This is a genomic window from Vibrio thalassae (assembly GCF_900089835.1).
GTDB classification, from domain to species: domain Bacteria; phylum Pseudomonadota; class Gammaproteobacteria; order Enterobacterales; family Vibrionaceae; genus Vibrio; species Vibrio thalassae.
Genome location: NZ_OANU01000025.1, coordinates 14,288 through 39,901, shown reverse-complemented (window position 1 = coordinate 39,901; position 25,614 = coordinate 14,288). Strand labels below are relative to the sequence as shown.

The 25,614-nt window shown below is 43.8% G+C and carries 22 protein-coding genes; 11 read left to right on the top strand and 11 right to left on the bottom strand.

The window, feature by feature from the left end; all coding sequences use genetic code 11:
* Window positions 1-11: 11 nt before the first annotated feature.
* From VTH8203_RS10215 to VTH8203_RS10205, 3 genes are all read right to left on the bottom strand, one after another.
* Window positions 12-1,001, bottom strand: coding sequence for an AAA family ATPase (locus VTH8203_RS10215; protein WP_096993582.1), 990 nt, complete (start codon window positions 999-1,001; stop codon window positions 12-14).
* Between the two features lie 357 nt (window positions 1,002-1,358).
* Window positions 1,359-2,396 (bottom strand): helix-turn-helix transcriptional regulator, encoded by a 1,038-nt coding sequence (locus VTH8203_RS10210; RefSeq protein ID WP_096993581.1) that lies wholly within the window; start codon window positions 2,394-2,396, stop codon window positions 1,359-1,361.
* Between the two features lie 3 nt (window positions 2,397-2,399).
* Window positions 2,400-3,389, bottom strand: coding sequence for a CobW family GTP-binding protein (locus VTH8203_RS10205; RefSeq protein ID WP_096993580.1), 990 nt, complete (start codon window positions 3,387-3,389; stop codon window positions 2,400-2,402).
* A gap of 484 nt (window positions 3,390-3,873) precedes the next feature.
* On the opposite strand from VTH8203_RS10205, the gene clcA reads away from it, so the two are divergent.
* The 3 genes from clcA (at window position 3,874) to cqsA (ending at window position 7,750) form a co-directional block, all read left to right on the top strand.
* Complete coding sequence (gene clcA, locus VTH8203_RS10200; RefSeq protein ID WP_096993579.1) at window positions 3,874-5,274, top strand: H(+)/Cl(-) exchange transporter ClcA; 1,401 nt, start codon at window positions 3,874-3,876, stop codon at window positions 5,272-5,274.
* A gap of 102 nt (window positions 5,275-5,376) precedes the next feature.
* On the top strand, window positions 5,377-6,345 hold the full coding sequence (locus VTH8203_RS10195; RefSeq protein WP_096993578.1) for a TDT family transporter: 969 nt from the start codon (window positions 5,377-5,379) through the stop codon (window positions 6,343-6,345).
* Between the two features lie 223 nt (window positions 6,346-6,568).
* Window positions 6,569-7,750: an alpha-hydroxyketone-type quorum-sensing autoinducer synthase gene (cqsA, locus tag VTH8203_RS10190; protein ID WP_096993577.1), complete on the top strand. Its 1,182-nt coding sequence runs from the start codon at window positions 6,569-6,571 to the stop codon at window positions 7,748-7,750.
* A gap of 36 nt (window positions 7,751-7,786) precedes the next feature.
* Here the strand turns inward: cqsA and VTH8203_RS10185 are convergent, their stop codons facing one another.
* Together VTH8203_RS10185 and folE are read right to left on the bottom strand one after the other, a co-directional pair.
* Entirely contained in the window at window positions 7,787-9,835 is a 2,049-nt protein-coding gene (locus VTH8203_RS10185; protein ID WP_096993576.1) for a hybrid sensor histidine kinase/response regulator, read from the bottom strand.
* A 197-nt stretch (window positions 9,836-10,032) separates the two neighbouring features.
* Entirely contained in the window at window positions 10,033-10,686 is a 654-nt protein-coding gene (gene folE / locus VTH8203_RS10180) for a GTP cyclohydrolase I FolE (RefSeq protein ID WP_038226529.1), read from the bottom strand.
* Window positions 10,687-10,910: 224 nt separating this feature from the next.
* Between folE and moeA the strand changes: the two genes are divergently transcribed.
* The 5 genes from moeA to VTH8203_RS10155 all read left to right on the top strand — a co-directional run bounded on the left by moeA (window position 10,911) and on the right by VTH8203_RS10155 (window position 15,156).
* On the top strand, window positions 10,911-12,146 hold the full coding sequence (moeA, locus tag VTH8203_RS10175; protein WP_096993575.1) for a molybdopterin molybdotransferase MoeA: 1,236 nt from the start codon (window positions 10,911-10,913) through the stop codon (window positions 12,144-12,146).
* 10 nt (window positions 12,147-12,156) lie between these two features.
* Window positions 12,157-12,906, top strand: a complete 750-nt coding sequence (gene moeB, locus VTH8203_RS10170) for a molybdopterin-synthase adenylyltransferase MoeB (RefSeq protein WP_096993574.1) — start codon at window positions 12,157-12,159, stop codon at window positions 12,904-12,906.
* A 26-nt stretch (window positions 12,907-12,932) separates the two neighbouring features.
* The gene (locus tag VTH8203_RS10165) at window positions 12,933-13,253 is read left to right on the top strand and encodes a hypothetical protein (RefSeq protein ID WP_096993573.1); all 321 of its coding nucleotides are present in this window, start codon (window positions 12,933-12,935) and stop codon (window positions 13,251-13,253) included.
* Window positions 13,253-14,086 (top strand): sulfurtransferase, encoded by an 834-nt coding sequence (locus tag VTH8203_RS10160; protein WP_096993572.1) that lies wholly within the window; start codon window positions 13,253-13,255, stop codon window positions 14,084-14,086. The genes VTH8203_RS10165 and VTH8203_RS10160 overlap by 1 nt, the downstream gene beginning before the upstream one ends.
* 179 nt (window positions 14,087-14,265) lie before the next feature.
* Entirely contained in the window at window positions 14,266-15,156 is an 891-nt protein-coding gene (locus VTH8203_RS10155) for a LysR family transcriptional regulator (protein ID WP_096993571.1), read from the top strand.
* Window positions 15,157-15,161: 5 nt separating this feature from the next.
* Here the strand turns inward: VTH8203_RS10155 and VTH8203_RS10150 are convergent, their stop codons facing one another.
* Entirely contained in the window at window positions 15,162-16,145 is a 984-nt protein-coding gene (locus tag VTH8203_RS10150) for a sugar-binding transcriptional regulator (RefSeq protein WP_370739221.1), read from the bottom strand.
* Between the two features lie 439 nt (window positions 16,146-16,584).
* Between VTH8203_RS10150 and tal the strand changes: the two genes are divergently transcribed.
* Together tal and tkt are read left to right on the top strand one after the other, a co-directional pair.
* Window positions 16,585-17,535 (top strand): transaldolase, encoded by a 951-nt coding sequence (tal, locus tag VTH8203_RS10145; protein WP_096993569.1) that lies wholly within the window; start codon window positions 16,585-16,587, stop codon window positions 17,533-17,535.
* A gap of 84 nt (window positions 17,536-17,619) precedes the next feature.
* Entirely contained in the window at window positions 17,620-19,611 is a 1,992-nt protein-coding gene (gene tkt / locus VTH8203_RS10140; RefSeq protein WP_096993568.1) for a transketolase, read from the top strand.
* Between the two features lie 100 nt (window positions 19,612-19,711).
* Here the strand turns inward: tkt and VTH8203_RS10135 are convergent, their stop codons facing one another.
* From VTH8203_RS10135 to VTH8203_RS10115, 5 genes are all read right to left on the bottom strand, one after another.
* Window positions 19,712-20,419: a COG3650 family protein gene (locus VTH8203_RS10135; protein ID WP_244181188.1), complete on the bottom strand. Its 708-nt coding sequence runs from the start codon at window positions 20,417-20,419 to the stop codon at window positions 19,712-19,714.
* Between the two features lie 100 nt (window positions 20,420-20,519).
* A complete protein-coding gene (locus tag VTH8203_RS10130) occupies window positions 20,520-21,134 on the bottom strand; it encodes a LysE family translocator (protein ID WP_096993567.1) in 615 nt (204 codons plus the stop codon).
* Window positions 21,135-21,246: 112 nt separating this feature from the next.
* Window positions 21,247-22,179 (bottom strand): LysR family transcriptional regulator, encoded by a 933-nt coding sequence (locus VTH8203_RS10125; RefSeq protein WP_096993602.1) that lies wholly within the window; start codon window positions 22,177-22,179, stop codon window positions 21,247-21,249.
* Between the two features lie 37 nt (window positions 22,180-22,216).
* Window positions 22,217-22,654 (bottom strand): GGDEF domain-containing protein, encoded by a 438-nt coding sequence (locus VTH8203_RS10120; protein ID WP_096993566.1) that lies wholly within the window; start codon window positions 22,652-22,654, stop codon window positions 22,217-22,219.
* Window positions 22,651-23,346, bottom strand: coding sequence for an aspartate/glutamate racemase family protein (locus tag VTH8203_RS10115; RefSeq protein WP_096993565.1), 696 nt, complete (start codon window positions 23,344-23,346; stop codon window positions 22,651-22,653). Before VTH8203_RS10115 ends, VTH8203_RS10120 begins: the two co-directional genes overlap by 4 nt.
* Before the next feature lie 304 nt (window positions 23,347-23,650).
* Here VTH8203_RS10115 and VTH8203_RS10110 point away from each other — a divergent pair, with 304 nt between their 5' ends.
* Window positions 23,651-25,522, top strand: coding sequence for a methyl-accepting chemotaxis protein (locus VTH8203_RS10110; protein ID WP_096993564.1), 1,872 nt, complete (start codon window positions 23,651-23,653; stop codon window positions 25,520-25,522).
* Window positions 25,523-25,614 lie beyond the last annotated feature (92 nt).

The following is a 25,614-nucleotide window of genomic DNA, read 5'->3' as shown; positions in this document are numbered from 1 at the left end:
TACCTCTGCGGTTAGCCAATAGCCACAACATCCAATAGACGGTCGACGACATCCTTCTGAGTGATTTGCTCTGCGAGCGCGTTGTATGACAGCGCTACCCGATGACCCAAAACCATATGAGCCACGGCGCGCACATCATCTGGCTCTACGTGAGAGCGGCCTTGTAACCACGCATAGGCTCGACTGCATTTATCCAGAGCGATAGACGCACGAGGCGAAGCGCCCACTAAAATCCAATCTTGTAGCGAGGAATCTGGATAACGGTGTGGCTGCCTCGTCGCCATCACTAATCCGACAATGTAGTTTTCAACGATGTCAGATACTTCTATCTTGGCCATTTGTTCACGAGCAACAAACACCGACTCCGGTGAGATGGACGATTCAGAGCTATTGCGCTTTGTTGTACTCGAACGCGCTCCCGGCTCTTCATCACGAACTAGGCGAATAATGTCTTTCTCGGCTTCGTCTTCTGGATAATCCACCATCACTTTCATGATAAAGCGATCCATTTGCGCTTCTGGTAATGGATAAGTCCCTTCTTGCTCAATAGGGTTTTGTGTCGCTAACACCATAAAGAGCTCCGGGAGAGAGTGGCTTTCACCACCTACGGTGACCGTGCCTTCTGCCATTGCTTCCAACAAGGCGGCTTGAACCTTAGCAGGAGCTCGATTGATCTCATCCGCCAATACGATGCTGTTGAAGATAGGTCCGGATTGGAAATGTAGCTGAGGTTTCCCATCCACATCTTGATAGATTTCGGTGCCTGTCACGTCGGAAGGCAACAAATCGGGGGTAAACTGAATACGACCAAAACTTGTGTGTAGACAGCCCGCTAACGCTTTGATAGAGCGCGTTTTGGCCGTACCTGGCAAGCCTTCTAGAAGAATATGACCATTAGTAATAAGCCCAACCACCAGTGCCGTGACCACATGCTGTTGTCCGATCACTGACTCACCAACTTCAGATATTAGGCGATTAAGCTCTGTTTGTGCTTGATTCATTCGTTTACCCTTCCCGCTACACATAATTTAGGCGATAACACATATCCTTCATACTATCTTTAGCGGTCATAACTTTTAGTTATATTGATAATGCTCATCGCACTTTAAGATACTCGGTAATAGCCAGCTTGGTGTTACCTTGAGCGACATATACGTTACCTAGATTGGTACGACTGAAATCGACATTCACTAACGTAAATCAAACCCGTATCACCACACCTATTTAGATCCCTTTTCAATACATGCCGATTATTGTTATTGAGATAAAAAAACAGAGTAGTTGTTGGTAAGAGCCAGAAAGAGACACCAACTAGGTATCAGGTAACGGATGGTTGAGCTGGGTAACATAGATAGCGCTCACCGACTAATTAGCAGTGATTTGGGTGATTCTCCAGTCCAACGCTTAAACGCTCTTGAAAACGAACTTAGGTCTTTGAAACCAATTTCTAGAGCGATTTGGGTCAAGTTAGTGCTTGGATTAGCAGATAGGGAAATAGCCTTTTCTAATTTGTATCGGTCAAGCAACGTCCGAAAGGATAGCGATTGTGCACTGAGTTTTCTCGTCAACGTTCTACTGCTCATATGAAAATGCTGAGATACCGTGTCTATGGTGATGTCTGTAACGTCATATTGCTTGAACACAGAAAACACTTGCTCCGCCAAGCTCGAATCCATAGTACTTTCAGCGCTATAATGCATCGGCGCTACCAATGTGGCATTGAGCTCTGGATTCGCGTAGGTACACGGTTTGTTGACGTACCAACTTGGAAGCGTGATACGCCGAATTTTATGCCCGTAAAAAATATGGCAATTAAATCGTTGCTCTAATGATTCAATCACATCTTCGTCTAAAGGATCGCGTTCAAAGAAAAATTCAACAGAGCAAGATTCTTTTTGAGTCGACCGAATAAAAGTAATCAGTGCGATGCAGTAATAGCTGAAACCCAAGTTCGAAAAGGTTGGCATCCCTTTGTCGTTATCGTGCCTGAGCATCCACAGTTCGGATTTTTCATTTAGTCGATGAATAAACACCAGCTTTACTGCGGGACAAAACACTAGCGAAAACAGCTCAAAGAACTTCAACATAACATCAACGCTTGGAGAGCTGTACAAAAACGCCCCCAAAATACCAAGGTGATTCGCCGTAATGTTGGTCCCCGCATCGATAACAATATCAAACGCAGACGGATGAGCCTCCAATAACGTAATGGCTTCTTCTAGCGCATCAAGGGAGACCTTAGTTCTTTCCATCTGCTCATGCCAATCCTTGATACCGCCTCTATAAGACGCGATATCAACACCATAACGTTTGGCAGCCTCATCAAGCGCACACAGCCACTGAACGTCGATAATCCGTCGAGTAGATGCCGTTTCTAGGAGTTCATTTGAATCCATATATTAACGTAAGCCACACAACTCAAGCAGCACTGACTCCAGCTGATCCCATGGAAGCAGCTCACTGTCTATTACTTCAACTCTTGATTCATAACCTTCTAAAGACATTTGGTTTACCGAAACAACCCGATTGGCGACATTAAAGGCATAACATCCTTTGTCAGTATTGACGACCGCCTTAACCCGTTCAGCGTTGAGGTCACTCAACATTGAGAATAATTGGTCAAAATCGAAACTATGCTCTGCGCCAACAATCCAACCACAGCTGAAATGACCTTGACCTTTATTCTCACGTCGAACAAATGGAAGCTCGGGAGATAGTTCAAATACCGGCTCTAAATCACTGTGGTCATGAAATTCATGTGATTGCGCCTGTGAAGTGGTCTGATTGGGAATGCGCCGCTCAATATCCAATACTTCTATTGGTAGATTTCCATTTTTCACCAACTTATGGAAAATTTTCGCTGGGCTTTGATCAGTGAGCCAGTCATTAAAAACATCAATATCTTCAGCGCTACATTGGTCTACTTTGTTGCCAACAACCACTTCAGCAACACTTAATTGATCAATAAAGTTAGCATTTGATAAATGTCGTTCATCGGACAAATTACGTGGATCAACCAGAGCGATTGTCGCTTTGAGATCAATGTAGTTAGTGTATTGTTCCGATGTTAAGGTTTTCATCACTTGTTTTGGATGACCTAACCCTGTGGGTTCAATAATCAAGCGATCGGGCTTTTGTCTCAACAGAACATTAATCCCAACAGACATCGGAACGCCAGCAGTACAGCACATGCAGCCGCCGGGTACTTCTTTAATTAACGCCCCACCCTCAGCCATCATGGCACCATCAATACCGACTTCGCCAAATTCATTGACCAAGACCGCCCAGTTTTCATTCTCGGGTTTCGCTTTAAGTAGATTGAGGATTGTTGTGGTTTTACCCACACCCAGAAATCCCGTTATGATGTTGGTAGGCACTTGATGTGACATGATGAACTCTCTAAACATTATTTTAGTAGGAGTATATACCTAACCGACTTTGAGGTTCTAGATTGAATATATCAAGTAGTGAGCGCTTTAGAGTAAAGAAGCTAAGTAGGCAGAAAGACAAAAGGCGCACTTTGCGCGCGCCTTAATCCCCCGTTACTCAATCGTGAGTTTGCGAATCTCTGAACCCTATTAACGCGGCTGAGATTATGGACGGGGCAGTAGTATGTGTTTGTTGCACATCCAAATTGTATGTAGGGTTTTCAAATCCTCCACGCTAGTCGAATACCATCCCTACGTTTTAAATATGGTACAGATTCCAATTAATGCAAGGAAATAAAATTGACGTATCTCACAAAATCATGCAAAAAAAGCAACATTAAATTTGAAATACTACTTTTCATCTTTGCCACTGTTGCCAATTGTTCTAAGTCGTATAATTTTACTTATACATTCCTATCATTAGAACCTAAGGTCTTTAAATACAATGACAAAGAGAGAAAGAATCAAACAATCGTTACTTGCCTATGTGCCACGTGGAACGATTAATCAGTTTCTCTCGAGAGATACGACACCTATCTCAGTGCTTTTGCTATCTTGTGTTGTGGGTGTGCTTGCAGGTTTGGTAGGCACATTGTTTGAGCTTGGTGTTCACTTCGTGACTGAGACGCGTACAGAGTGGCTTCGCGACGAAATCGGTTCAGTCCTGCCTCTGTGGCTTTCCGCCTTTCTAATTAGTGCACTACTCGCCTTCATTGGCTATTTTTTAGTCCATAAATTTGCACCTGAGGCGGCAGGGTCAGGTATTCCTGAAATTGAGGGGGCGATGGATAATATGCGACCAGTTCGTTGGTGGCGCGTGTTACCCGTTAAGTTCTTTGGTGGCTTAGGAGCTCTCGGTTCAGGTATGGTACTAGGTCGAGAAGGTCCAACGGTACAAATGGGCGGCAACTTAGCTCGGATGGTGACAGATCTCTTCCGAGTAAAAAACGATGACAGTCGCCATACTTTGCTTGCGTCCGGTGCTGCAGGCGGTCTCGCAGCTGCTTTTAACGCCCCTCTTGCCGGTATCATGTTTGTTATCGAAGAGATGCGTCCGCATTTTCGCTACTCTCTTATTTCTATTAAAGCCGTACTTATCTCAGCAGTAACCGCGACTTTGGTTTTTCGCTATATTAATGGTCAAAGCGCCGTCATCTCCATCCCACAATATGGCTCACCAGAACTCAATGTGTTGTGGCTATTTCTAGTTTTAGGTGCACTTTTCGGTGTATTTGGCGTTGCTTTCAATAAACTTGTTACCGTGTTTCAAGATCTGTTTGTACGCATTCATAAAAACGACCTTAAGCGTTTCCTGTTTACGGGTTCTATTATTGGCGGATGTTTCGGGCTACTCCTCCTCTATGTACCAGAATTAACTGGTGGCGGTATCGGTATAATTCCTGATATTACAAATGGCAGTTTTAGCGCTTCCATCTTGGTATTGCTGTTTATCGGTAGAGTACTTACTACCCTTATTTGCTTTGGCTCTGGTGCGCCTGGCGGTATTTTTGCACCTATGCTGGCACTGGGAACGTCCTTCGGTTATGCTTTCGGATTAACAGCGAAAGCACTATTTCCTAACTTACCAATAGAACCCGCTGTCTTTGCAATCGCAGGGATGGGTGCTCTCTTCTCTGCAACGGTACGAGCACCGATTACTGGAATTTTACTGGTCATTGAAATGACCAATAACTACCACTTAATCTTACCACTTATCATCACAGCGTTGGGTGCAACAGTAATTGCTCAAGCAATGGGGGGACAACCTATTTATAGCCAACTCCTCCACCGAACCATCAAAAACGAAAAACTACGACAAGAAGATCTACCACGAAAGGAAAACTGAGCGCGTTTTCTATCCAAACTGTGTATAATTAGACGGCTAGACTGCTGGTTCTCCAAGAAGAGCTAGCAGATAATAATAAGGATATTAAAGAGAGCTCTCCTCGTGACAACAAGTCTTGCTGCCCTAAAACGACTGACACAGTTTCACAGTGTCCCCACATCTCAAGCCTCGCTGGCTTTAGGAATGATCGGCCTCGGCCACGCTTGGGCAATGTACGTACCAGAACTTGGTAAGACTATTCAGCCAGTCTTAGCCACTATCGGGGCCTTACTGCTAATTCCCGTACTGTTAAAATATCTACTCAATCGTCATATATTTTCGGCTGATATAAAGCACCCATTAACAGGTAGCTTAATGGCCCCAATGAGTATGGCATTATTAATCCTGTGTGATTATTTAGCCGTTATAAGGCCACTCATCGCCTATCCTCTTTGGTTTGCTGCGTTGATGTTGCATATACTCATGGCGATATTATTCTTTTTCTATCAAATTAAGAATTTTAAAATAGCCAATATAGTTCCAAGCTGGTTTCTTTATCCTGTTGGCCTTATTAGTAGTTCGTTAGCAGGAACTCAATTTGGCCATACGGTATATTCTGAAACCATTGCTAGTGTGTGCATAGCAATATATTTCTTTATGCTACCACTGGTTCTATATCGATTGGTGTTTGAAGGTATGCTTCGCAAACGTGCCAGGCCTACTATCGCTATTATGGCAGCGCCGATCAACCTCACATTATCAGCATACTTAGTCAATTTTCCTGAACCTGATCCTATACTGACGGGTGCGCTAGCTGGTATTGCCATCACGATGACGTTACTTATCTATTTGTGTTACTTCAGATTATTAAGACTTAAATTTCAACCATCTATCGCTGCGATTACCTTTCCCTCAGTCATCAGTTCGATAGCGATGTACAGGTTAACGGATTTCTTCGAGGGCGAGTACCCACATTGGCATTGGCTTCACAACTTCGGTTTTTTGGAGTTATCTGTAGCAACTTTGGCGGTTATCTGGGTGAGTTTTGGTTTTATCAAAATGTATTGGCCAGAGTTAGCACAAGAAAAATAACCTTTTGTGACACAAATATCAATAAACATCAGTTGAGTACAGAAATGATATTGCTGAGACCCCGTACAGGTATAAACAAAATTAATAAATTCACAGAGACTATAGTTCATTTTGCAAAGATAACCAAAGAAATAAATATACACTAGTGACAGTTATTCTTTATTCGGCAATAAATTAATGCATCGGCCGACATATGACTTCAATTACATAGAGAATAACTGTTATGCACTTAACAAAAATCAAGAAGGCTCTCCCAGACTTTATTTCACAGAAGCATGACTTCTTCATCGCTGACAGAATTAGTTCTAATTCGGACCAGAGGCCAGTTGTTTGCGGTGGTCGCCCATCAAAGGGTGACGTTGTGATGCAAACAAATGATTATTTGAATCTCAATAGTCATAGTGAAATCAAGGAAGCTCATATCCAAGGAATCATGGAGAATGATGAAAGCTTACTGATGTCTGGCGTTTACTTACTCGGAGCCGAAAAAGAAACCGACTTCGAAACTAAGTTAGCAACTTTGACGGGGTTTGATAGTTGCTTAGTTACTCAGTCAGGTTGGACAGCAAACGTTAATTTGCTTCAAGCAATATGCGATAAAGACACCAATGTATACGTAGATTTCTTTGCCCACGCCTCACTTTGGGAAGGTGCCCGTATCGCAGGTGCCAACGTTCACATGTTTATGCATAACAATGTGCGTCATTTAAAGAAACAACTGAACAAACATGGTAGCGGCATTATTCTTGTTGATTCTATCTACAGTACAAGTGGAACTATTGCCCCATTGGTCGATCTGGTCTCTCTTGCTTATGAATACGACTGCGCACTCGTCGTTGATGAATCACATTCATTAGGTACTCATGGACCAAATGGTGCAGGTCTCGTTGCTGAGCTAGGCCTCACCGAGCATGTCGACTATATCACTGCTAGTCTAGCGAAGACCTTTGCGTACCGAGCAGGTGCTATACTTGCAAACAACAAGACAAATTATTGTGTCCCAATGGTCGCGTTTCCCGCTATTTTTAGCTCCGCAATGTTACCTTATGAACTAAAAAGGCTGAGTAAAACGTTTGATGTCATCGTCGCTGCCGATGAGAAGAGAAAGACATTGGCGAAAAATGCAGATTACCTCAATCACAAGTTACGTGAAATAGGGTTTAGCATTCCGAGTGAGTCCCAGATTATTGGCATTGACACTGGTGATGTTGAAAACACTATAAGAGCGAGAGAGTTTTTCGAAGACAACGGCATCTTTGGCTCTGTTTTTGCTCCACCAGCTACTCCAAACGGTAGGCATATTCTCCGTTTATCCATAAATGCAGATCATACAATTGAAGAGCTTGCGAGAGTCGTAAATGTTTGTCAAAAAGCTTGGGACAATGAAGAGATAGCGTTTAAGTAAGTATATTAAAAAGCCCACATCAATTGGTGGGCTTTTTTAAATCCATGTAGCAACCTTATCAATTAGCTCGTCTTTTGGTGTTGGCTTAACAATAAAATCATTCATACCATATTCGTTGATTTTAGTGACCGTCTCTTCACTCTTATCGCCAGTATAACCAACGATAGGAATCGATGCGTAGGATGCGTTTGATTCACGAATCATTTTAGTTGTTGTCAATCCATCGAGAACTGGCATTTCAATATCCATTAGAATCAAGTCAACATCTTCCTGTTCCAGTGTCGACAGTGCCACCTTGCCATTTTCTGCTTGGATGACATGTAACCCCTGCTTTTCTAGCATAATACTAGTAATAGACCGCAACGAATGATTATCGTCTACGATCATAACGGTACGTTTAGTCGAAATTTCGTTGTATGACTGAATTGGCATATCCACTTTCAGTTCATCAAACATTAAGTAGTCGAGCGCATCTCTAGGGGAGTTGATAAAATCTTGGTGACTGTACAATTCAATGTCAACATATCTCTGGAAATAGAGATTACGAGTCGCATTCTCGTCATGGATGAACGCAATTCTAGCCTCGGTAAAACCCAATTTACCTTCTAATCTCGACATCAGAGACCAGCCATGGCGATCTAGCTCCCCATCGATGATAATCAAGTTAAACTCAAACTGATGCTCTTCACGAGCAGCCGCTTTGGATAAAGTTATAGACGTGAGATTCATATCCGCTTCAAGGCTAATTCTCTTAATGACAGCCCCAACACGTGAGTCCTCATCACCAATGTAAAGTAGTGTTTTCGCTTTCATTAGATCAAACTTGATATTACTGATTTTATTAGAACTGTAATCCGGAAACTTGAGTTCGAACTCAGTCCACTCACCATAAACAGAACGACACTCAATATTACCGCCAAACGACATCATAACCTTTCGACAAAAAGACAAACCTAAGCCAAACGTTCCATTTTTGCCTGTCGTATAAAAATCTTCAAAGATGTTTTTGATAAGATCAGGTTCAATACCCTGCCCCGTATCACGAACTAGAATACTATTTCCATCCGCCGTTCTCTTAGCCTTAAGTGAAATTGTAAATTTAGAAGTTCCACGATGACGAAATGCATTCTTCAAAAGGTTATAGATGACATACTTCAGTAATGTGTCACTACCCAAATACTCAAAGTCACTCTCAATATCAACCTGCACTAATCTAGATTCTGAAGCATTTTTATAACCAAAGCTGTTAACTGCATTCTCTACCACTTTGTGGGCGTGATGCTTGCAAAACGTCGAGGTGGAAACGCGGTTCTGGTCAATCGACGTAAGCAACAAGTCGATTGTCTCATTACCTGTCCAAATAACTTTCATTGAATCGTCTACTAAATCGTTGAGTATTTGAATTTCCTGCGCATTTAGTTGGTATGTATTTCGGTAGGATGAGTTGCCATTTGGAATAATTCCTTTGATGACTTCGAAAGAAGACAATAATGCGCTTAGAGGGTTACGCATTTCATGGGCAATGCCAGCACCAAACGACTTAGCGATTGAGAACTTAGCTTCATGCTCCGTTTGGTTTCTGAAGTAAAAGAGGTTACCAAACAGGTAGGTGAAGGCGAAGATTGGCAAATAGACCACATGTTCAGCAAGTTGGATTCCGCCCTCCAATTGAAGGTGGGCAATTAAACCAGCAGCTACCACACAAATAAAAGCATGTAGAAGCATTACCCTTGTGTCATACACCAAAAGAATATGGAGAAAGATAGAGGACATGAATGACAATACCCATACATCACTCCAGTTGTTCATGAGCATCATGTATGAGAAGAAAAACGGCAAACAAAATCCAATGGCAAAAAGGTAGTAGTGTGGCAGAAACTTTTTTAGCTTGTTAGACATCACGTCTCTAAAAGCTAAAACAAACACTAATAGAGAACAAAGTAATCTGAGCCACAGATTTTCATAAGGTTGGGTAAACAAATATTGCCAAACCCAATAGTACACAGGGTAACCAAGTCCTCCCATGACAACCACTAATGTGGTATTTGGTTCAGCATAACTATAAATTTTCTGAAGTCTATTCATCTACCTAATCCAACTGAAAGAGACTTCAGACTCTAGAGCACTCTGTTCTAGTCGTATTGCGCCCATCAATTTTATCCTGCTCTTTCGGAGTAAATCCTTTATGTAATCAATAGTATGAACGAAAAGCAGTTGTAAATACAATAACGCCTTCGAAATTCGAAGGCGTTGAATAGAGACATGCATTCAATAGTCGACGGTTATCGCAATCCATGCAAAAACTCATGTCGAGTCGCTGGTTTGGATTTAAAGATGCCACCCAATGCTGTAGTCGTCGTTTCGCTGGTAGCATCCATGACACCGCGAGACTTCACACAGTAATGTACTGCATCAATCGTTACTGCGACATCGTCCGTTTCAAGCAATGCTTGTAGAGCAACCAGAATTTGTTGCGTCATACGTTCTTGAACTTGTGGACGCTGTGCGAAGAACCTGACGATACGATTAATTTTAGACAAACCGATGATTTTACCTCGAGGGATATAGGCGACTGCCGCTTTACCATCAATGGTAACAAGGTGGTGTTCACAAGTGCTCGTTACCGTGATGTCTTTAACACGAACCATCTCACTAACGTCCATCTTGTTTTCGATTACGGTGATTTTAGGGAAGTTCTCATAGTCCAAGCCAGAGAAAATTTCATCCACATACATCTTGGCAATGCGATGCGGCGTCTCCATCAAACTATCGTCTTGTAGATCAAGCTGTAACAACGTAAGAATTTCACGCATATGATGTTCAATACGCTCTTTCTTTTCTTCACGGCTGACTTCATTTGGCAGCATCGGTGTTTCTAGCCCTCGCTCTGACAACGCGGCTTTCACCAATTTTGCTGATTCACTTAATCCTGACATCTTACTTCCTCGCACTAACACCCGTAAGGGGGCACAAGGATACTCGGAATTTTCATCAATTACACCCACAAATTCTGTATTGCTTTGTAGTCACTATGATTTGAAGCATGTTTTTGGCTATTTTATCCATAGGAGTCAGCCTTTCCCCCGTAAAAATGTGTTACATTCCGGAGACTTTATTGAATTTCATTAGTTCCACTGAATCAATTAGGATGGCTTATCTTATGGGTTGCTGCGATGCACCAGGCTTGATGCCTATAGAAGAAGCATTGGATAAAATGCTCACACCAATTACTCCTGTTACCGAGACTCTCACGCTGCCATTGCCTGATGCACTAGGATATGTGTTGGCAGAAGATATTCTTTCTCCAATTAACGTCCCGCCATTTGATAACTCAGCAATGGACGGTTATGCCATTCGCCTCAGTGATTTAGAGCAAAACCCAACCTTACCGATGATTGGTAAGTCATTCGCTGGTGCACCATTTGAAGGTGATTGGCCTGCGATGACCACAGTTAGAATTATGACTGGGGCAAAAATCCCTGAAGGTTGTGATGCGGTCATCATGCAAGAAAACACGACAGTCGATGGCGATAACATTACGTTTAATCAGCTCTCTTTGCGACCTAATATGAATATCCGCCCTACTGGTGATGATATTAAGGTCAACGATGTTGTATTAAAGCAAGGAGCGCGTTTAACCGCTCGCGATATTCCAATGATCGCTACACTCGGAATTAGTCACATCAAGGTATTCCGTAAACCTGTTATAGCTTTCTTTTCGACTGGTGATGAGTTACGTCCGCTGGGCACGGAACTTCAAGACGGCCAAATCTATGACAGCAACCGTTACGGTATTAAACCTCTTATCGAAAATTTTGGTTGTGAAGCCATTGATTTGGGGATTATCCCTGATTGCCCTGCGACGCTAAAATCCACCTTCGAGAGAGCCCAGCAGCAAGCTGACGTGGTAATTACCTCCGGTGGGGTGAGTGTGGGCGAAGCAGACTATACCAAAGACATTTTGGAACAGCTGGGGCAAATCGGATTCTGGAAGCTGGCGATAAAACCTGGCAAACCTTTTGCGTTTGGAGCACTTGATAACGCATGGTTCTGTGGTTTACCGGGCAACCCTGTGTCGGCAGTCTTGACGATGTACGTGCTGGTACAACCTCTTGTTGCTAAACTATCAGGGCATAGCGAGTGGAAAGCACCAGAATCCATTCCAGCAACGACTCGCAGCGCGTTCAAAAAAGTACCGGGAAGAACCGATTATCAACGAGGTATCTATTCGATCGAAAATGGACAGTTCGTGGTCGAGAGTACCGGAAACCAAAGTTCTGGTGCTTTTAGATCGATGAGTCTAGCCAATTGTTTCGTCGTCTTAGAGAGAGAGCGCGCTTCAATAGAGGTTGGTGAGACGGTTCAGATACAATTGTTTAATCCAACGCTATTCTAACGAGGTCACTGTGGACATACTGTCTGATCAAGAGATGCTTCGCTATAACCGTCAAATTATCCTAAAGAATTTCGATTTTGACGGGCAAGAAGCACTCAAAAAATCGTCTATTTTAATCATCGGGGCCGGTGGTTTAGGGTGTGCGTCCAGCCAATATCTTGTTGCAGCTGGAATTGGTACGATCACCCTTGTCGATGACGATAAAGTTGAATTGTCCAACCTTCAACGACAAGTCCTTCACAACGATGAATCTATTGGTATCGATAAGGTAGAGTCTGCTCGCCAAGCGTTAGTTAAGATCAATCCAAACGTTACCATCAAAACGATCAATCGTCGCTTAGATGAAGAGGCGTTAGAAAAACAAATCATCAATCACGACCTTGTTTTGGATGCTACAGACAACGTTGAAACTCGTAATCAACTGAATCGTCTTTGTTATCGACATAAAAAGCCATTGGTCTGCGGTGCTGCGATCAGAATGGAAGGTCAGGTTTCTGTCTTCACTTATGAAGATGATACCCTGCCTTGTTATGCGTGCCTAAGTGCGCTGTTTGGCGATACGACGTTGAGCTGTGTTGAAGCGGGAGTGATGTCACCAGTTGTAGGTATCATTGGCGCTACTCAGGCTCTTGAAGCAATCAAAGTACTGGCAAACTATGGACAACCTAAAATTGGCAAGCTTTTGATTTTCGATGGATTGACGTTAAGCTGGCGTGAAATGGGTTTGCCAAAATCAAAACAGTGTAAGGTCTGTAGCTAAGCAACATAATCTAAGGGGCAGCTTTTATGAAACCACTAACCATCGCTTTTAGTCTTCTCGCTTTGGGTGTGGGTGTATTATTGCTTCTCCTTTATTCATCCGAAACAGACACGCAATCATCTACGACAGCGAAAGTTATCAGCCATGTTGTTACCCAGTCTTTAGATGGTAACCGCTATTACCTTATCGTAGAACACTTGGATGGGAGCAGTAGTCGTGTCCCCACCGACAAAACAACGTTGTGCCCCGTAGACACAGACGTCATGCTTAATACGCAGCGAAGCGCTATTTCTAATACTAAAACCTATCGCCTTCAACATTGCCTCAACAGACAAGGAAATCATTGATGACTCAACCTCTCGTTACTCCAACGTGGCTTAAACAGCAACTAGATGCGAATAAAGACATCATTATTCTTGACGCCAGTATTGAATTTCAAATTCCATTAGAGCCTGAAAAAGACAAAGATGGTGTCATTCCCAAAGCACAACGGTTTGATTATGATACCGTTTTTTGCGACCCCGACAGTTCGCTTCCTCATATGATGCCAACCGAAGCACGCTTCAACACCTTGGCATCGACATTAGGCATTACTCAAGAAAGTACCATTGTTGTCTACGATAATTCAGGAACTTACGCCTCACCTAGAGCATGGTGGATGCTAAAAGCAATGGGCATCAGCAATGTTTACGTTCTTTCCGGCGGCTTACCCGCATGGAAAGCCGCAGGTTACGAGTGCATTGATCATTACACTAGCCACGTGCCGAGCTCAGCGTCTCTATTGCTAGACCCACATTTTTTCTTGTCGGCAGAGCAAGTGCTATCCCACTCAGTGAAACACAATGCCCATATTGTCGACGCTCGCTCCTTAGCTCGCTTTAAAGGCGAAGTGAAAGAGCCAAGACAAGGAGTCAGAAGTGGTCATATCCCCCACTCTGTTTGCTTACCCTTTGCTGAGCTCATCGATAGTGGCACGATGAAACCATTCGAAGATCTCGCGCCGTTGTTCTCGGCTATCTCGGCAAGTAAGCGAGAGCATCTCGTCTTTAGCTGTGGCTCTGGCGTCACCGCATGTATTTTGGCACTTGGCGCTTATATATGTGGTTATCACAACCTGTCTGTCTACGACGGTTCATGGACAGAATGGGGCCAACGTGTTGACTTACCGATTGAAAAATAGGTCAGGACTGAGCCGGTCTTCATGACCGGCGTGGTTTAGCCGCGGCGAAATAGCACTGAGAAATACACAGTGAAGTCGCGGTGGCTATTTCAGGATAGTCATCTCACAGTAGCTTAACCAATCGTTATCCTATAACCTAAAAACAATAATCAATTGTTATCTATGAGACGACCATCGTCATGATCAATACTACTTGGCTCAATACGTTTAAAACGCTTGTCGAAATCGGACATTTTACTCAAACCGCCGACAAGCTGTTCATGACACAACCTGGCGTCAGTCAACACATCAAGAAATTAGAAACCAGTCTCCATGTTGAGCTGCTGACTCGCGAAGGCAAAAGCTTTGAGTTAACAGAACAAGGGCGTTTAGTTTACGAATACGCCCTTGAGCTAGCAAATAGAGAGAACGTATTACTTGAATGTCTTCGATATGATGACCCTGAGGCTGGTCACATTAGTTTTTCCGCTTCTGGAGCTATCATCACAGCACTTTACCCGAGCTTGTTGTCACTGCAGCAACAGTATCCAAACTTGAGAGTCAATGTCGAAGCAGCGCCAAACCGCAGGATTATTGAGAGTATTAGTCAAGGTCATATCGACTCTGGTATGGTTACCGCAACCATTCAGAATCCAGAATTAACCGCCCAGTACATTGGGCAGCTTGAATTGTGTTTGATTGGGAGTAAAGAGGCCGTATCAACACTATCAGCGATAGATGCGATTAAACAGCTTGGCGTTGTTGACCACCCTGATGCTCAATACTACCTACAGAAGTACATTGAAGACAGCCATCTTAATGAGCTCAAAGACGCTGCGTGGCAAGATTTTCGCAAAGTCACTTATATCAATCAGCATAGTCAGATTCTCCAACCAGTCTCGATGGGGATTGGCGTGACTGTTCTACCTAAAGTTGCTATTGAGTATTCTGGCTATAAAGACAAGGTCGACGTTTGGTCCACTGAACACTCGGTCAGTGAACCACTTTATTTTGTGAAGAAGAAAAGAAAGAAGCTTGCCGCAAGATACGAGTTCTTACTTGATTTGATTAAGGCCACAGAGTTCGCCTAACGACCTTAATTCGATAGATTTTTCATTTGTTCATCAAGGTTTAGGACCGTCAAGGCGTTACTGACACTCGTTGCTACGACATCAATCACACCCGTTCGTAATGCGCCTAGCAGTGCCATCGGTTTGCTATTTTCAGACGCAATCGCTATCACTTCTGATATCATACGAAACTCTTCAAGTCCCAAACCTATTACGCGGTCGCTCATGACCGTATTTGCTACTAGCCCTTGAATATCGAAAAAATCATAGCCAGCAAAGTCTCCAACGACACCTTGATTCAATCGAGATTGAACGACCTCGTCAGGTGTGAACCAACCAAGGTCCACCATGTAACTATTTTCACTCATATCGCCGACGCCCACGATAGCCATATCCGCTTTACGGGCCAAATCAAGTGTCTGCTTTACGGTCGCATTCTGCATAAACGCTTGTTTTTGATCCCTGTTTTCCGCATAAGCAGGGGCATATAGGGTTTCCGAACTGCCTCCGTACTTCTTCGCTAGTTGGCGGCAAATGTGGTCCGCATTAAAACGACCACCTCTTGGGTGAATGCCACCAATGCCACAAACAAATTTGCAGTCCCTTGGCGTAATCACCCCCATATGATGAGCGACAGCTGAAACGTTTCGGCCTTGCCCAACCGTCACCACCATACCTCCTTTTAGGGTTTGCGCTAAGTAGTTAGACACTAGTCCACCTACCTGCATTCGTTGTGCGTCTTCATCGACTTGGTCCAGCGCAATCAACGCTCGTTTGACACCAAAGCGCTCAATTAATCGCTGTTCTATCTTAGCGCTGTATACTGGATGATATTTAACTGTAATCTCAACAATGCCTTCATCTCTTGCCTGTTTAAGCAGTCGACCAATTTTGGCGCGAGACACACCAAACTTCTTGGAGATCTCTTCTTGTGTCGCGCCGTCTTGATAATAAGCCACCGCTATTTCTGTCAGTAGATCATTGCCTGTTTCGCTAATTTCATTGTTCATCATCACTTACCTAGTTACGCAAAAATAATGGTGCTCATTGGCTCACACCGAAAACATATGCTCAATCATAAACAGAACTAAGCATTCGCTCAATAGCATTACATTTTCTCAGGTCAAAACTTCAACAACAAAAGCGTACTGCAGACCTTATTAAACCTAGAATCCGCAACGAAGTACGCTTGCGTTATCAAAAAACAAAAATAACCCTAGTAATCGCCGTTTTCATACCAGTAATTGATTGACATTATTTCTACATAGAGTAAATATGGGTTCAACATTTACTCATAAGTGATACATATGCTCACGCATATTTGTTCACTAACACGGAAACAGTTAACGAGTTAAATCGTCACTAAGTTGAAACTTTGGCTCGTAACATAACATTTGTCGTATGAGGCCATTCCTCACAAATTTATGCCTCAAGAATAGGAACGTACCGATGAGCAACAAATTAGAGCAACTTCGTAAATTAACTACTGTAGTAGCAGACACTGGTGATATCGAAGCCATTCGTAAGTACCAACCAGAAGACGCGACCACTAACCCATCTCTGATTTTAAAAGCCGCACAAATTGCTGACTATGCGCCGCTTATCGACCAAGCGATTGAATACGCTAAGGCTCAAAGTAACGATAAGGCTCAACAAATCCAAGATACTTGCGACATGTTAGCGGTAAACATCGGTAAAGAGATCCTTAAAACCATTCCAGGTCGTATCTCTACAGAAGTAGATGCTCGCCTTTCATACAATACCGAAGGCAGCGTTGCTAAAGCTCGCCAGCTAATCAAAATGTACAATGATGCTGGTATCGCGAATGATCGTATCCTGATCAAACTTGCTTCTACTTGGGAAGGTATCCGTGCCGCTGAGATCCTAGAGAAAGAAGGCATCAACTGTAACCTAACACTGTTATTCTCATTCGCTCAGGCTCGCGCATGTGCTGAAGCGGATGTTTACCTGATTTCACCGTTTGTTGGTCGCATTATGGACTGGTACAAAGCGAAAGAAGGTCGTGACTTTGAAGCAGCAGAAGACCCAGGTGTAGTGTCGGTATCCAACATTTACAACTATTACAAAGACCACGGATACAATACCGTTGTGATGGGCGCAAGCTTCCGTAACATCGGTGAGATTTTAGAACTTGCTGGCTGTGATCGCCTAACTATCGCTCCACAGCTTCTTGCTGAGCTTGAAGCCGCAGAAGGTGAAGTGGTTGCAAAACTTGTTGACTCTAAAGGCTCTAAGCCTCGTCCAGCTACGATGACCCACGCCGAGTTCCTATGGGAGCACAACCAAGATCCAATGGCAGTAGAGAAACTGGCTGAAGGTATCCGCAACTTTGCCGTAGACCAAGGCAAACTAGAAGCGATGATTGAAGCTAAGCTTTAATTCACACGATTAATAAGAGGGGAACGTTTGCGTTCCCCTCTCTAATTCCCCCCTTTCCAATATCAAATTTATTCGGTGTTTATTATGGAACGTAAAAACCTAGCAAATGCTATCCGTGCGCTGAGCATGGACGGTGTTCAACAAGCTAACTCTGGCCACCCTGGTGCTCCTATGGGCATGGCTGATATCGCTGAAGTACTTTGGCGCTCTCACTTAAACCACAACCCATCAAACCCTGAATGGGCTGACCGTGACCGTTTTGTACTGTCTAACGGCCATGGTTCAATGTTGATTTACTCACTACTTCACCTTTCTGGTTACGAGCTTTCCATTGATGACCTCAAAAATTTCCGCCAACTGCACTCAAAAACACCAGGTCACCCAGAGTATGGCTACGCACCAGGTGTTGAAACTACAACCGGTCCACTAGGCCAAGGTATCACTAACGCTGTGGGTATGGCGTTAGCAGAGAAGACACTTGCTGCACAATTTAACAAAGAAGGTCATAACATCGTTGATCACTTCACTTATGCGTTTATGGGTGATGGCTGTTTGATGGAAGGCATTTCTCATGAAGCTTGTTCTCTTGCCGGTACATTAGGCCTTGGTAAACTTATTGCTTTCTGGGATGACAACGGTATTTCTATCGATGGTGAAGTAGAAGGTTGGTTCTCAGACGATACTCCAAAACGTTTTGAAGCGTATGGCTGGCATGTTATCCCAGCCGTAGACGGTCACGATTTTGAAGCAATCAATGCAGCGATCATCGCTGCAAAAGCAGACCCTCGCCCTACTCTTATTTGTACTAAAACGATTATCGGTTTCGGCTCTCCAAACAAATCTGGCTCTCATGACTGCCACGGTGCACCACTAGGCGCCGATGAGATCGCAGCAACACGTAAACAATTAGGTTGGGAATACGGCCCGTTTGAAATTCCGACAGAAATTTACGCAGCATGGGACGCTAAAGAAGCAGGTGCCGCTAAAGAAGCGGCATGGAACGAAAAGCTAGCCGCCTATGAAGCCGCTTATCCAGCGTTAGCCGCTGAATTCAAGCGTCGTGTAAACGGTGAACTTCCGGCAGAGTGGGAAGAAAAGACAAGTCAAATCATCGCTGATCTTCAAGCAAACCCAGCGAACATCGCATCACGCAAAGCATCCCAAAATGCATTAGAAGCGTTTGGTGCTATGTTACCTGAATTCCTAGGCGGCTCTGCTGACCTTGCACCATCGAACCTAACCATGTGGTCTGGTTCTAAGTCACTCACTGCTGACGACGCGTCTGGCAACTACATCCATTACGGTGTACGTGAGTTTGGTATGACCGCTATCATGAACGGTATCGCACTGCACGGTGGTTTTGTTCCTTATGGTGCAACTTTCCTAATGTTTATGGAATACGCTCGCAACGCAATGCGTATGGCAGCATTAATGAAAGTACAAAACATCCAAGTCTACACTCACGATTCCATCGGTCTAGGTGAAGATGGTCCAACACACCAACCTGTTGAGCAAATGGCGTCTCTACGTCTAACACCAAACATGAGCACATGGCGCCCATGTGACCAAGTCGAGTCTGCGGTGGCTTGGAAATTTGCTGTCGAGCGCAAAGACGGACCAACGTCACTGATTTTCTCTCGTCAAAATCTCGCTCAGCAAGAGCGCAGCACTCAACAAGTGGCCGATATCGCTAAAGGCGCCTACGTGCTTAAAGATTGCGAAGGCAAACCTGAGTTAATCCTGATTGCAACAGGCTCTGAAGTTGAGTTAGCGGTAATTGCAGCTCAACAATTGCATGAAGCAGGCCATAAAGTGCGTGTTGTTTCAATGCCAGCAACAGACGTATTTGATAAGCAAGATGAAGCGTATCGCGAGTCAGTGCTTCCTTCCGATGTGGCAGCAAGAATCGCTATCGAAGCGGGCATTGCTGACTTCTGGTACAAGTATGTTGGCTTTGGAGGCAAGATCATCGGCATGACAACATTCGGTGAATCGGCACCTGCAGATGAGCTATTCAAGATGTTTGGCTTTACCACAGAAAATGTCGTCAATACAGCGAAAGAACTACTCGCTTAACACTCACGCTAGTTAAGTACTATTAAAGCCGAGCATTGCTCGGCTTTTTTGTGTAACACCATTTCAACAATAAAAGAGCAAAGCTCAATATTGAGAGTGGCTACGGTTGGGTATCCGCCTTTTGCTCAGGAATCGGTAGCGTTTCAAGCTCGGACACACCTGTCACCATGTTTATTTTAAACAAATATAGATTTTGTGGGTCCCCATAGTGCCTAAACGTAAATTGATAACTATGAGCGGGATAAAAAATTGGCAGGTCTTCGACAAGCTCTATACCGTAGCCATCTTGAACTACAACCTCTTGCACTTCGAGCGTCTGTTTCGCTGTCTCTTTTTCACGTTCACGACTATATTCGGGTTCAACCGATGGATTACTCGGATAGGATTTACCATCGAAGCTCATAACACGTAAAGAGCCATTGCTCCAAACGTAAAAATCTCTCCAGCCATTGGTTATTCGATCGGAAACTAGAATAGGTTTTCTCGTCACCGTCATCCTTGTAATGACATCTCCTACGGAAGAAAAGAGATAGGCAGTACAGCCACCGGAACCACAGAAATAGGAGTCTTGCATTAACACCAATAACTCTTCGCTACCATCATTGTTTAGGTCAGTAGCGCCGACTAGGTATTTGTAGTCCTTCTCGCTGGGATCGAGCTGTTCTGGCTTTAAAATGTCTTCTTTGACCAAACGTTCCACGTTTTCCAATGTGAACTCACTGGGTCTTGGTTCGTCTGATGCACTATGTAAACAGCCAGACAGGCCAATGGTCAGTGAAGAGAGAATCAATAACTTTGTTAATTTCAATTTGTGGTCCTAACGTAGTCCATAATTATCTTAAGTGTAAGAAGTTAAATGACATCTCTCAAGTTATTGATTCAACTATCCTAGTCTGACAGAAATCGAGTTAGAGAGTAAAGACGACTCGTATTGCCAATAGGATCAGCACCGCTCCCGATAACTGGTCGATAAACTTCGCTCGTGACTTCAATGAATCGAGCAGTCTTGGCGAAGAAAGCATAAAGGTGATGAATGTATACCAAAGCCCGTCGATAATAAGTGGCGTAGCGACAATAATGGTCTTATCAGACATCTCACTGCCTACCGCTACGAATTGACTGAATAATGCCGTGAAGAAAAGCGCAATTTTAGGGCTTAATAGCGAGATAAACAGCCCCTCTTTAGCAGCAGAAATGACCGACACCTGTTTTCCTGATTCTAATCTCTCAACGATGCCTCCTTTCGAGCGAATGGCATTAAAGCCAAGCCAAGCCAAATAGAGCGCACCAAGTAACGAAATCGTTTTGAAAATAACAGGGAATTGATGCAGTAGCACCGACAGACCTAATACAGTGACCAGCGCATACACACCTATCCCACAAGCATGTGCCCACGCAGTAGCCAGACCATGATTTCTTCCACCAGCCAGACTGTGCTTTGCAACAATGGCCAAACTAGGTCCCGGTGACATCGCCCCAAGAAGACATATCGCTACTAGCGATAACCAAATAGTAAAAGTCATAACAGCTCCTCAAATAACTGCAATGACTGTATCACCCGCCAATCATGATTTGAAATCACCATTTTTCATTATCGTAATGAGATGAAATCATACTAAGACAATTTAAGACGTATTACTCGGTGACGTTCAGTTTTTGAACTGAGTACATGGAACTACGCATGATCGACAACACATGCTCTCTGGTCCAGCGATGAGAAGGTTCGTGGTCATATTTGGGGTGCCACAGCAGCCAGTATTTATGTGTTGGAACGTTAAATGGAATATCAATGACGTGCAGCTTTTGGGTGCTCTTGAGGTTAACGGCAATATGCAAAGGCACGGTCAATAAGGCATCGGTTTGCTGCAACAAGGCGAAAGCAGATGAGAAAAACGGCGTCGACACCAAGATTTTACGTTTTAAGTGACGCAGCCGCATTTCTTTATCAAGAAAACTGTCTTTGTCACCGCCACCGGAAATTCGAATATGGGGATAATCAGTCAATTGCTGCTCTGTGATACTTTTTGACTCGGATAGTGGATGCTTGTCTCGAGTAACGATAACCGGAATGTCCTCTCCTATTTGATGGGAGCTCAACCCCAAGGGTGCTTCTGGCAACATCGTCGATGCAAGTTGCACATTAATTTCGCCAAGCTTGATCAAATTATCAGGTTCCCACAATCGATAGGCAAATTGCATCGCTGGTGCCATATTGGTCAATTTATCCACCAGTTCCGGCAAAATGAACTGAGCCACATAATCGGAAGAAGAGAATGTGAACGTTTCATCAAAATGTTGTGGGTCAAAATCTGTGTGTCCGAGAACCTTGGTAATATTATGGAATAAACCTTCTAACTCTTCGCCAAGTCTTTGCGCTCGCGGTGTTAAGACGTAGTGATTTCCATTTCTAACCAATAAAGGATCACGATAGATGTCGCGCAGATGGCTTAGTTGGCGACTCACCGCGGACTGGGTCAAATTAAGCCGCTCTGCGGCTCGACTGACGTGCTTTTCTGCCAAAAGCACTTCCAATGTATAGAGTAAATTCAGATTAGGTTTTTGATTCATTTCGTCCGACATCGCTGTAAAAAAAGAGATGCCATTTCTAATCGATGACTGACATCCTCTTCTCTCGTGACGACAGTAGTTCTACCACCGCCCGGTTTTTTCCTTGCTTTTTAGCAGCATACATAAGTTTGTCTGCTTCATACAGTGTTTCAAACTCCGTAGCAGCCTCATAAATCGCGCAACCTACACTAACGGTCACTGGTGAAGTGCAGGCATCATTTACTTTTGCTTCTCGTACCGAGCGACAAATATTCTGCGACAGTTGATAGGAATATTCAAATCCCTGGTAAACGTAAGCTAGGGCGAATTCTTCCCCCCCAATACGGGCTAACACATAGTCATTATTCAACAAAGACCGTAAGGTATTCGCTACGACTTTAATGACTTTATCACCTTGAATATGTCCATAGGTGTCATTGATATTCTTGAAGTCATCAATGTCTATAATAATCACCGTGAGAGAACCTTCAGCTATTTTTCTAAAGCAAACGCTACTGCTGCCTCACTGTGTATTTGTGTTGTATCGTAAAGAGGAACAGTGGTGTATTTCTGTTCCACCAACATCGCTATTTCAGTACAGCCAAGAATAATCGCTTGTGCGCCTTGCGCTTGAAGGTCCTCGATAATCTCTAGGTAGCGTTGTCGAGAAACATCATTAACCTGCCCTTTCACGAGTTCTCCATAAATAACATCGTGTACGATGCCTCTTTGGATTGAATCAGGCACAATGACTTCTATCTCATACTTTTGCTCAAGGCGACCTTTATAAAACGCCTGCTCCATGGTAAATGCCGTCCCTAACAAACCTACTTTTGTTATGTTGTCTCGTTTCAGGCGCTCAGCTGTCGCATCGGCAATGTGGAGCAAAGGAATAGAAATCGCGCTAGCTATAACAGGGGCTACTTTATGCATCGTATTGGTACAAATTAGTAAGCATTCTGCACCTGCTGACTCAATGGCTCTTGCTGCTCCACTCAATGCAACTGCCGCACCTTGCCAGTCACCTTGACGTTGTAAAACTTCGATCTCAGCAAAATCCACACTGTACAGCGCTATTCTAGCGGAGTGAAACCCTCCAAGCTCGGCTTTCACACCCTCGTTAATCGCTTTGTAGTAGTTCGCCGTTGATTCCCAGCTCATACCACCTAATAAACCAATCGTTTTCATCACGGCCTCATATCAAATCACACAGTGGAATAAAGAGCGATGAGAGCCTTTGCTTCTCAACGTTCTTGCCTTTGTTTTATCACGGTCTTCTCGTGTCTTAACAGCACCTATATCAACCTTTGATATATCAAAGCACCGACCAGTGAAATTAGATCATATAAAGGCTAAAGTATTGCGGTTATCCACCGATAACATTAAGAGTCATACAAGATAGTGTTCTTATTAACTCACAAAATAATGATAAATATCAATAAAGTACTGGCTAGCCCAAAGGCTATAGGTTTAAGCCAATCTAGGACGTAGTATGAAATTTAGTCACAAAATTGTTTCGGCCTCAGCAGCTTTGCTGCTTACAGCCGTTTCCACCCTTACAATTACCCAACTTGTTACTGTTCGCTCAGAACTGCAAAGTCATATCAACAGTAGTATTCACGAGCTAATTACCGGTGTAAAAAACACCATTACTTATGACCTCAACTCCAAGCGCGACTTAGCCAGTGCCGTCACTGAATCTCTAGAGATTGCCCCTACGGACAGCAACTTTGTTGAAAATATCATTACAACGCCAACCCTAAAATCCAGCTTTCAGGCAGTTGGCGTTGGCTACGAAACCGACGGATCATTAGTGAGCAATGATGGCTGGATTCCCGATTCCTCCTATGATTCACGCTCTCGTCCTTGGTACCAAGAAGCGAAAAGCTCGGGTAGTACCATCATCACGGATCCCTATGTCGACTCTTCCACTAAGAGCGTAATCATATCGTTAGGTTCAGCGCTTAATGATGAAACTGGTCGTTTTATTGGTAGCGTTGTATTTGACGTAACGCTAACCACCCTTACGGATCTCGTTAACCAAACCGATTTATTCAACGCGGGTTATCTGTTTGTCGTGACTGAGAAAGGAATGACTATCGCCCACCCGAACAGCACTCTAAATGGCGAACCGATCAATAAATTCCTGCCCGGCATTGCACTTTTTGAAGGTGTTCAAGAGTTGAAGCTTGACGGCAAATATTATCAGGTGAACTTAGTCCAAGTACCGGATGAAAAATGGTACGTAGGTGCGATTATCGATAAAGACATCGCATTTTCTGCGATTAACGAACTGCGAAACCAGTCTATTTTCTTTACTCTAATGGGCTTGGTTGTCAGCGTTATTGCTTTAACGCTATTAATTCGCTTCCTCATGCGCCCGCTCAATGACCTCAATGCTGCTATACAAGATGTCGCGAACGGAGACGGTGACCTCACCCATCGTTTAGATACCGAAACAGATGCCGAATTTGCCGAACTGGCTAAAGGGTTTAATACCTTCACAGCCAACCTACAACAACAAATCATTCAGTCGAAGCAAATTTCAACCAAGATCTTGGCTCTTACCCAACAAACCACTGAAGGCTCAAAGCAATCTGCATCTGCAATGAATATACAACTGCAAGAGTTAGAGCAACTTGCCACCGCAATGAATGAAATGGCAAGTACATCAGCAGAAGTGGCAAATAACGCTCAAGGTGCAGCAAGCGCTGCACAAGCGGCTGATAACGCAACCCAAGAAGGCTCCTCTGTCGTGCTCGATACCACCACGGCAATCACTAATCTGTCACATAGTATCGAAGATGCGGTAATCGAAGTTCAAGGACTGGAAACAGCAACAGACAATATTGAAACTATCTTAAAAGTTATTAATGACATTGCAGACCAAACTAACTTACTTGCCTTAAACGCTGCTATCGAGGCCGCTCGGGCTGGTGAATCTGGACGTGGTTTTGCCGTCGTTGCCGATGAAGTACGTACACTTGCACAACGTACTCAGCAATCTACTACTGAAATCCGAAATATGATTGAGCAACTGCAAAGCGGTGCACACTCTGTTTCTAGCGCGATGACCCAAAGTAAAGAGAGTGCTAACCTTGCTGTGGAAAGAGCACAAAGCGCGAACGATGCGTTGGAACGTATTCGTCAATCCATCGCACAAATTTCTGACATGAATATGCAAATCGCTGCTGCCGCAGAAGAGCAAAGCTTAGTTGCAGAGGAAATTAATGCCAATACCATCAAAATTAAAGACCTCAGTGAACAAGTGGCAGACTCGGCTCAGAATGCCAACATTGCTATGACAGAACAGTCTGATAACGTTCATCAACAAGAAAATATTCTCAACCGATTCAAAGTGTAACTGCAACAAAATCGAAAAAGCTCTGCCAGATTGGCGGAGCTTTTTTATGCTTATCTCATTATGATTATTTCAGTACCCGTTTCACTATCTGC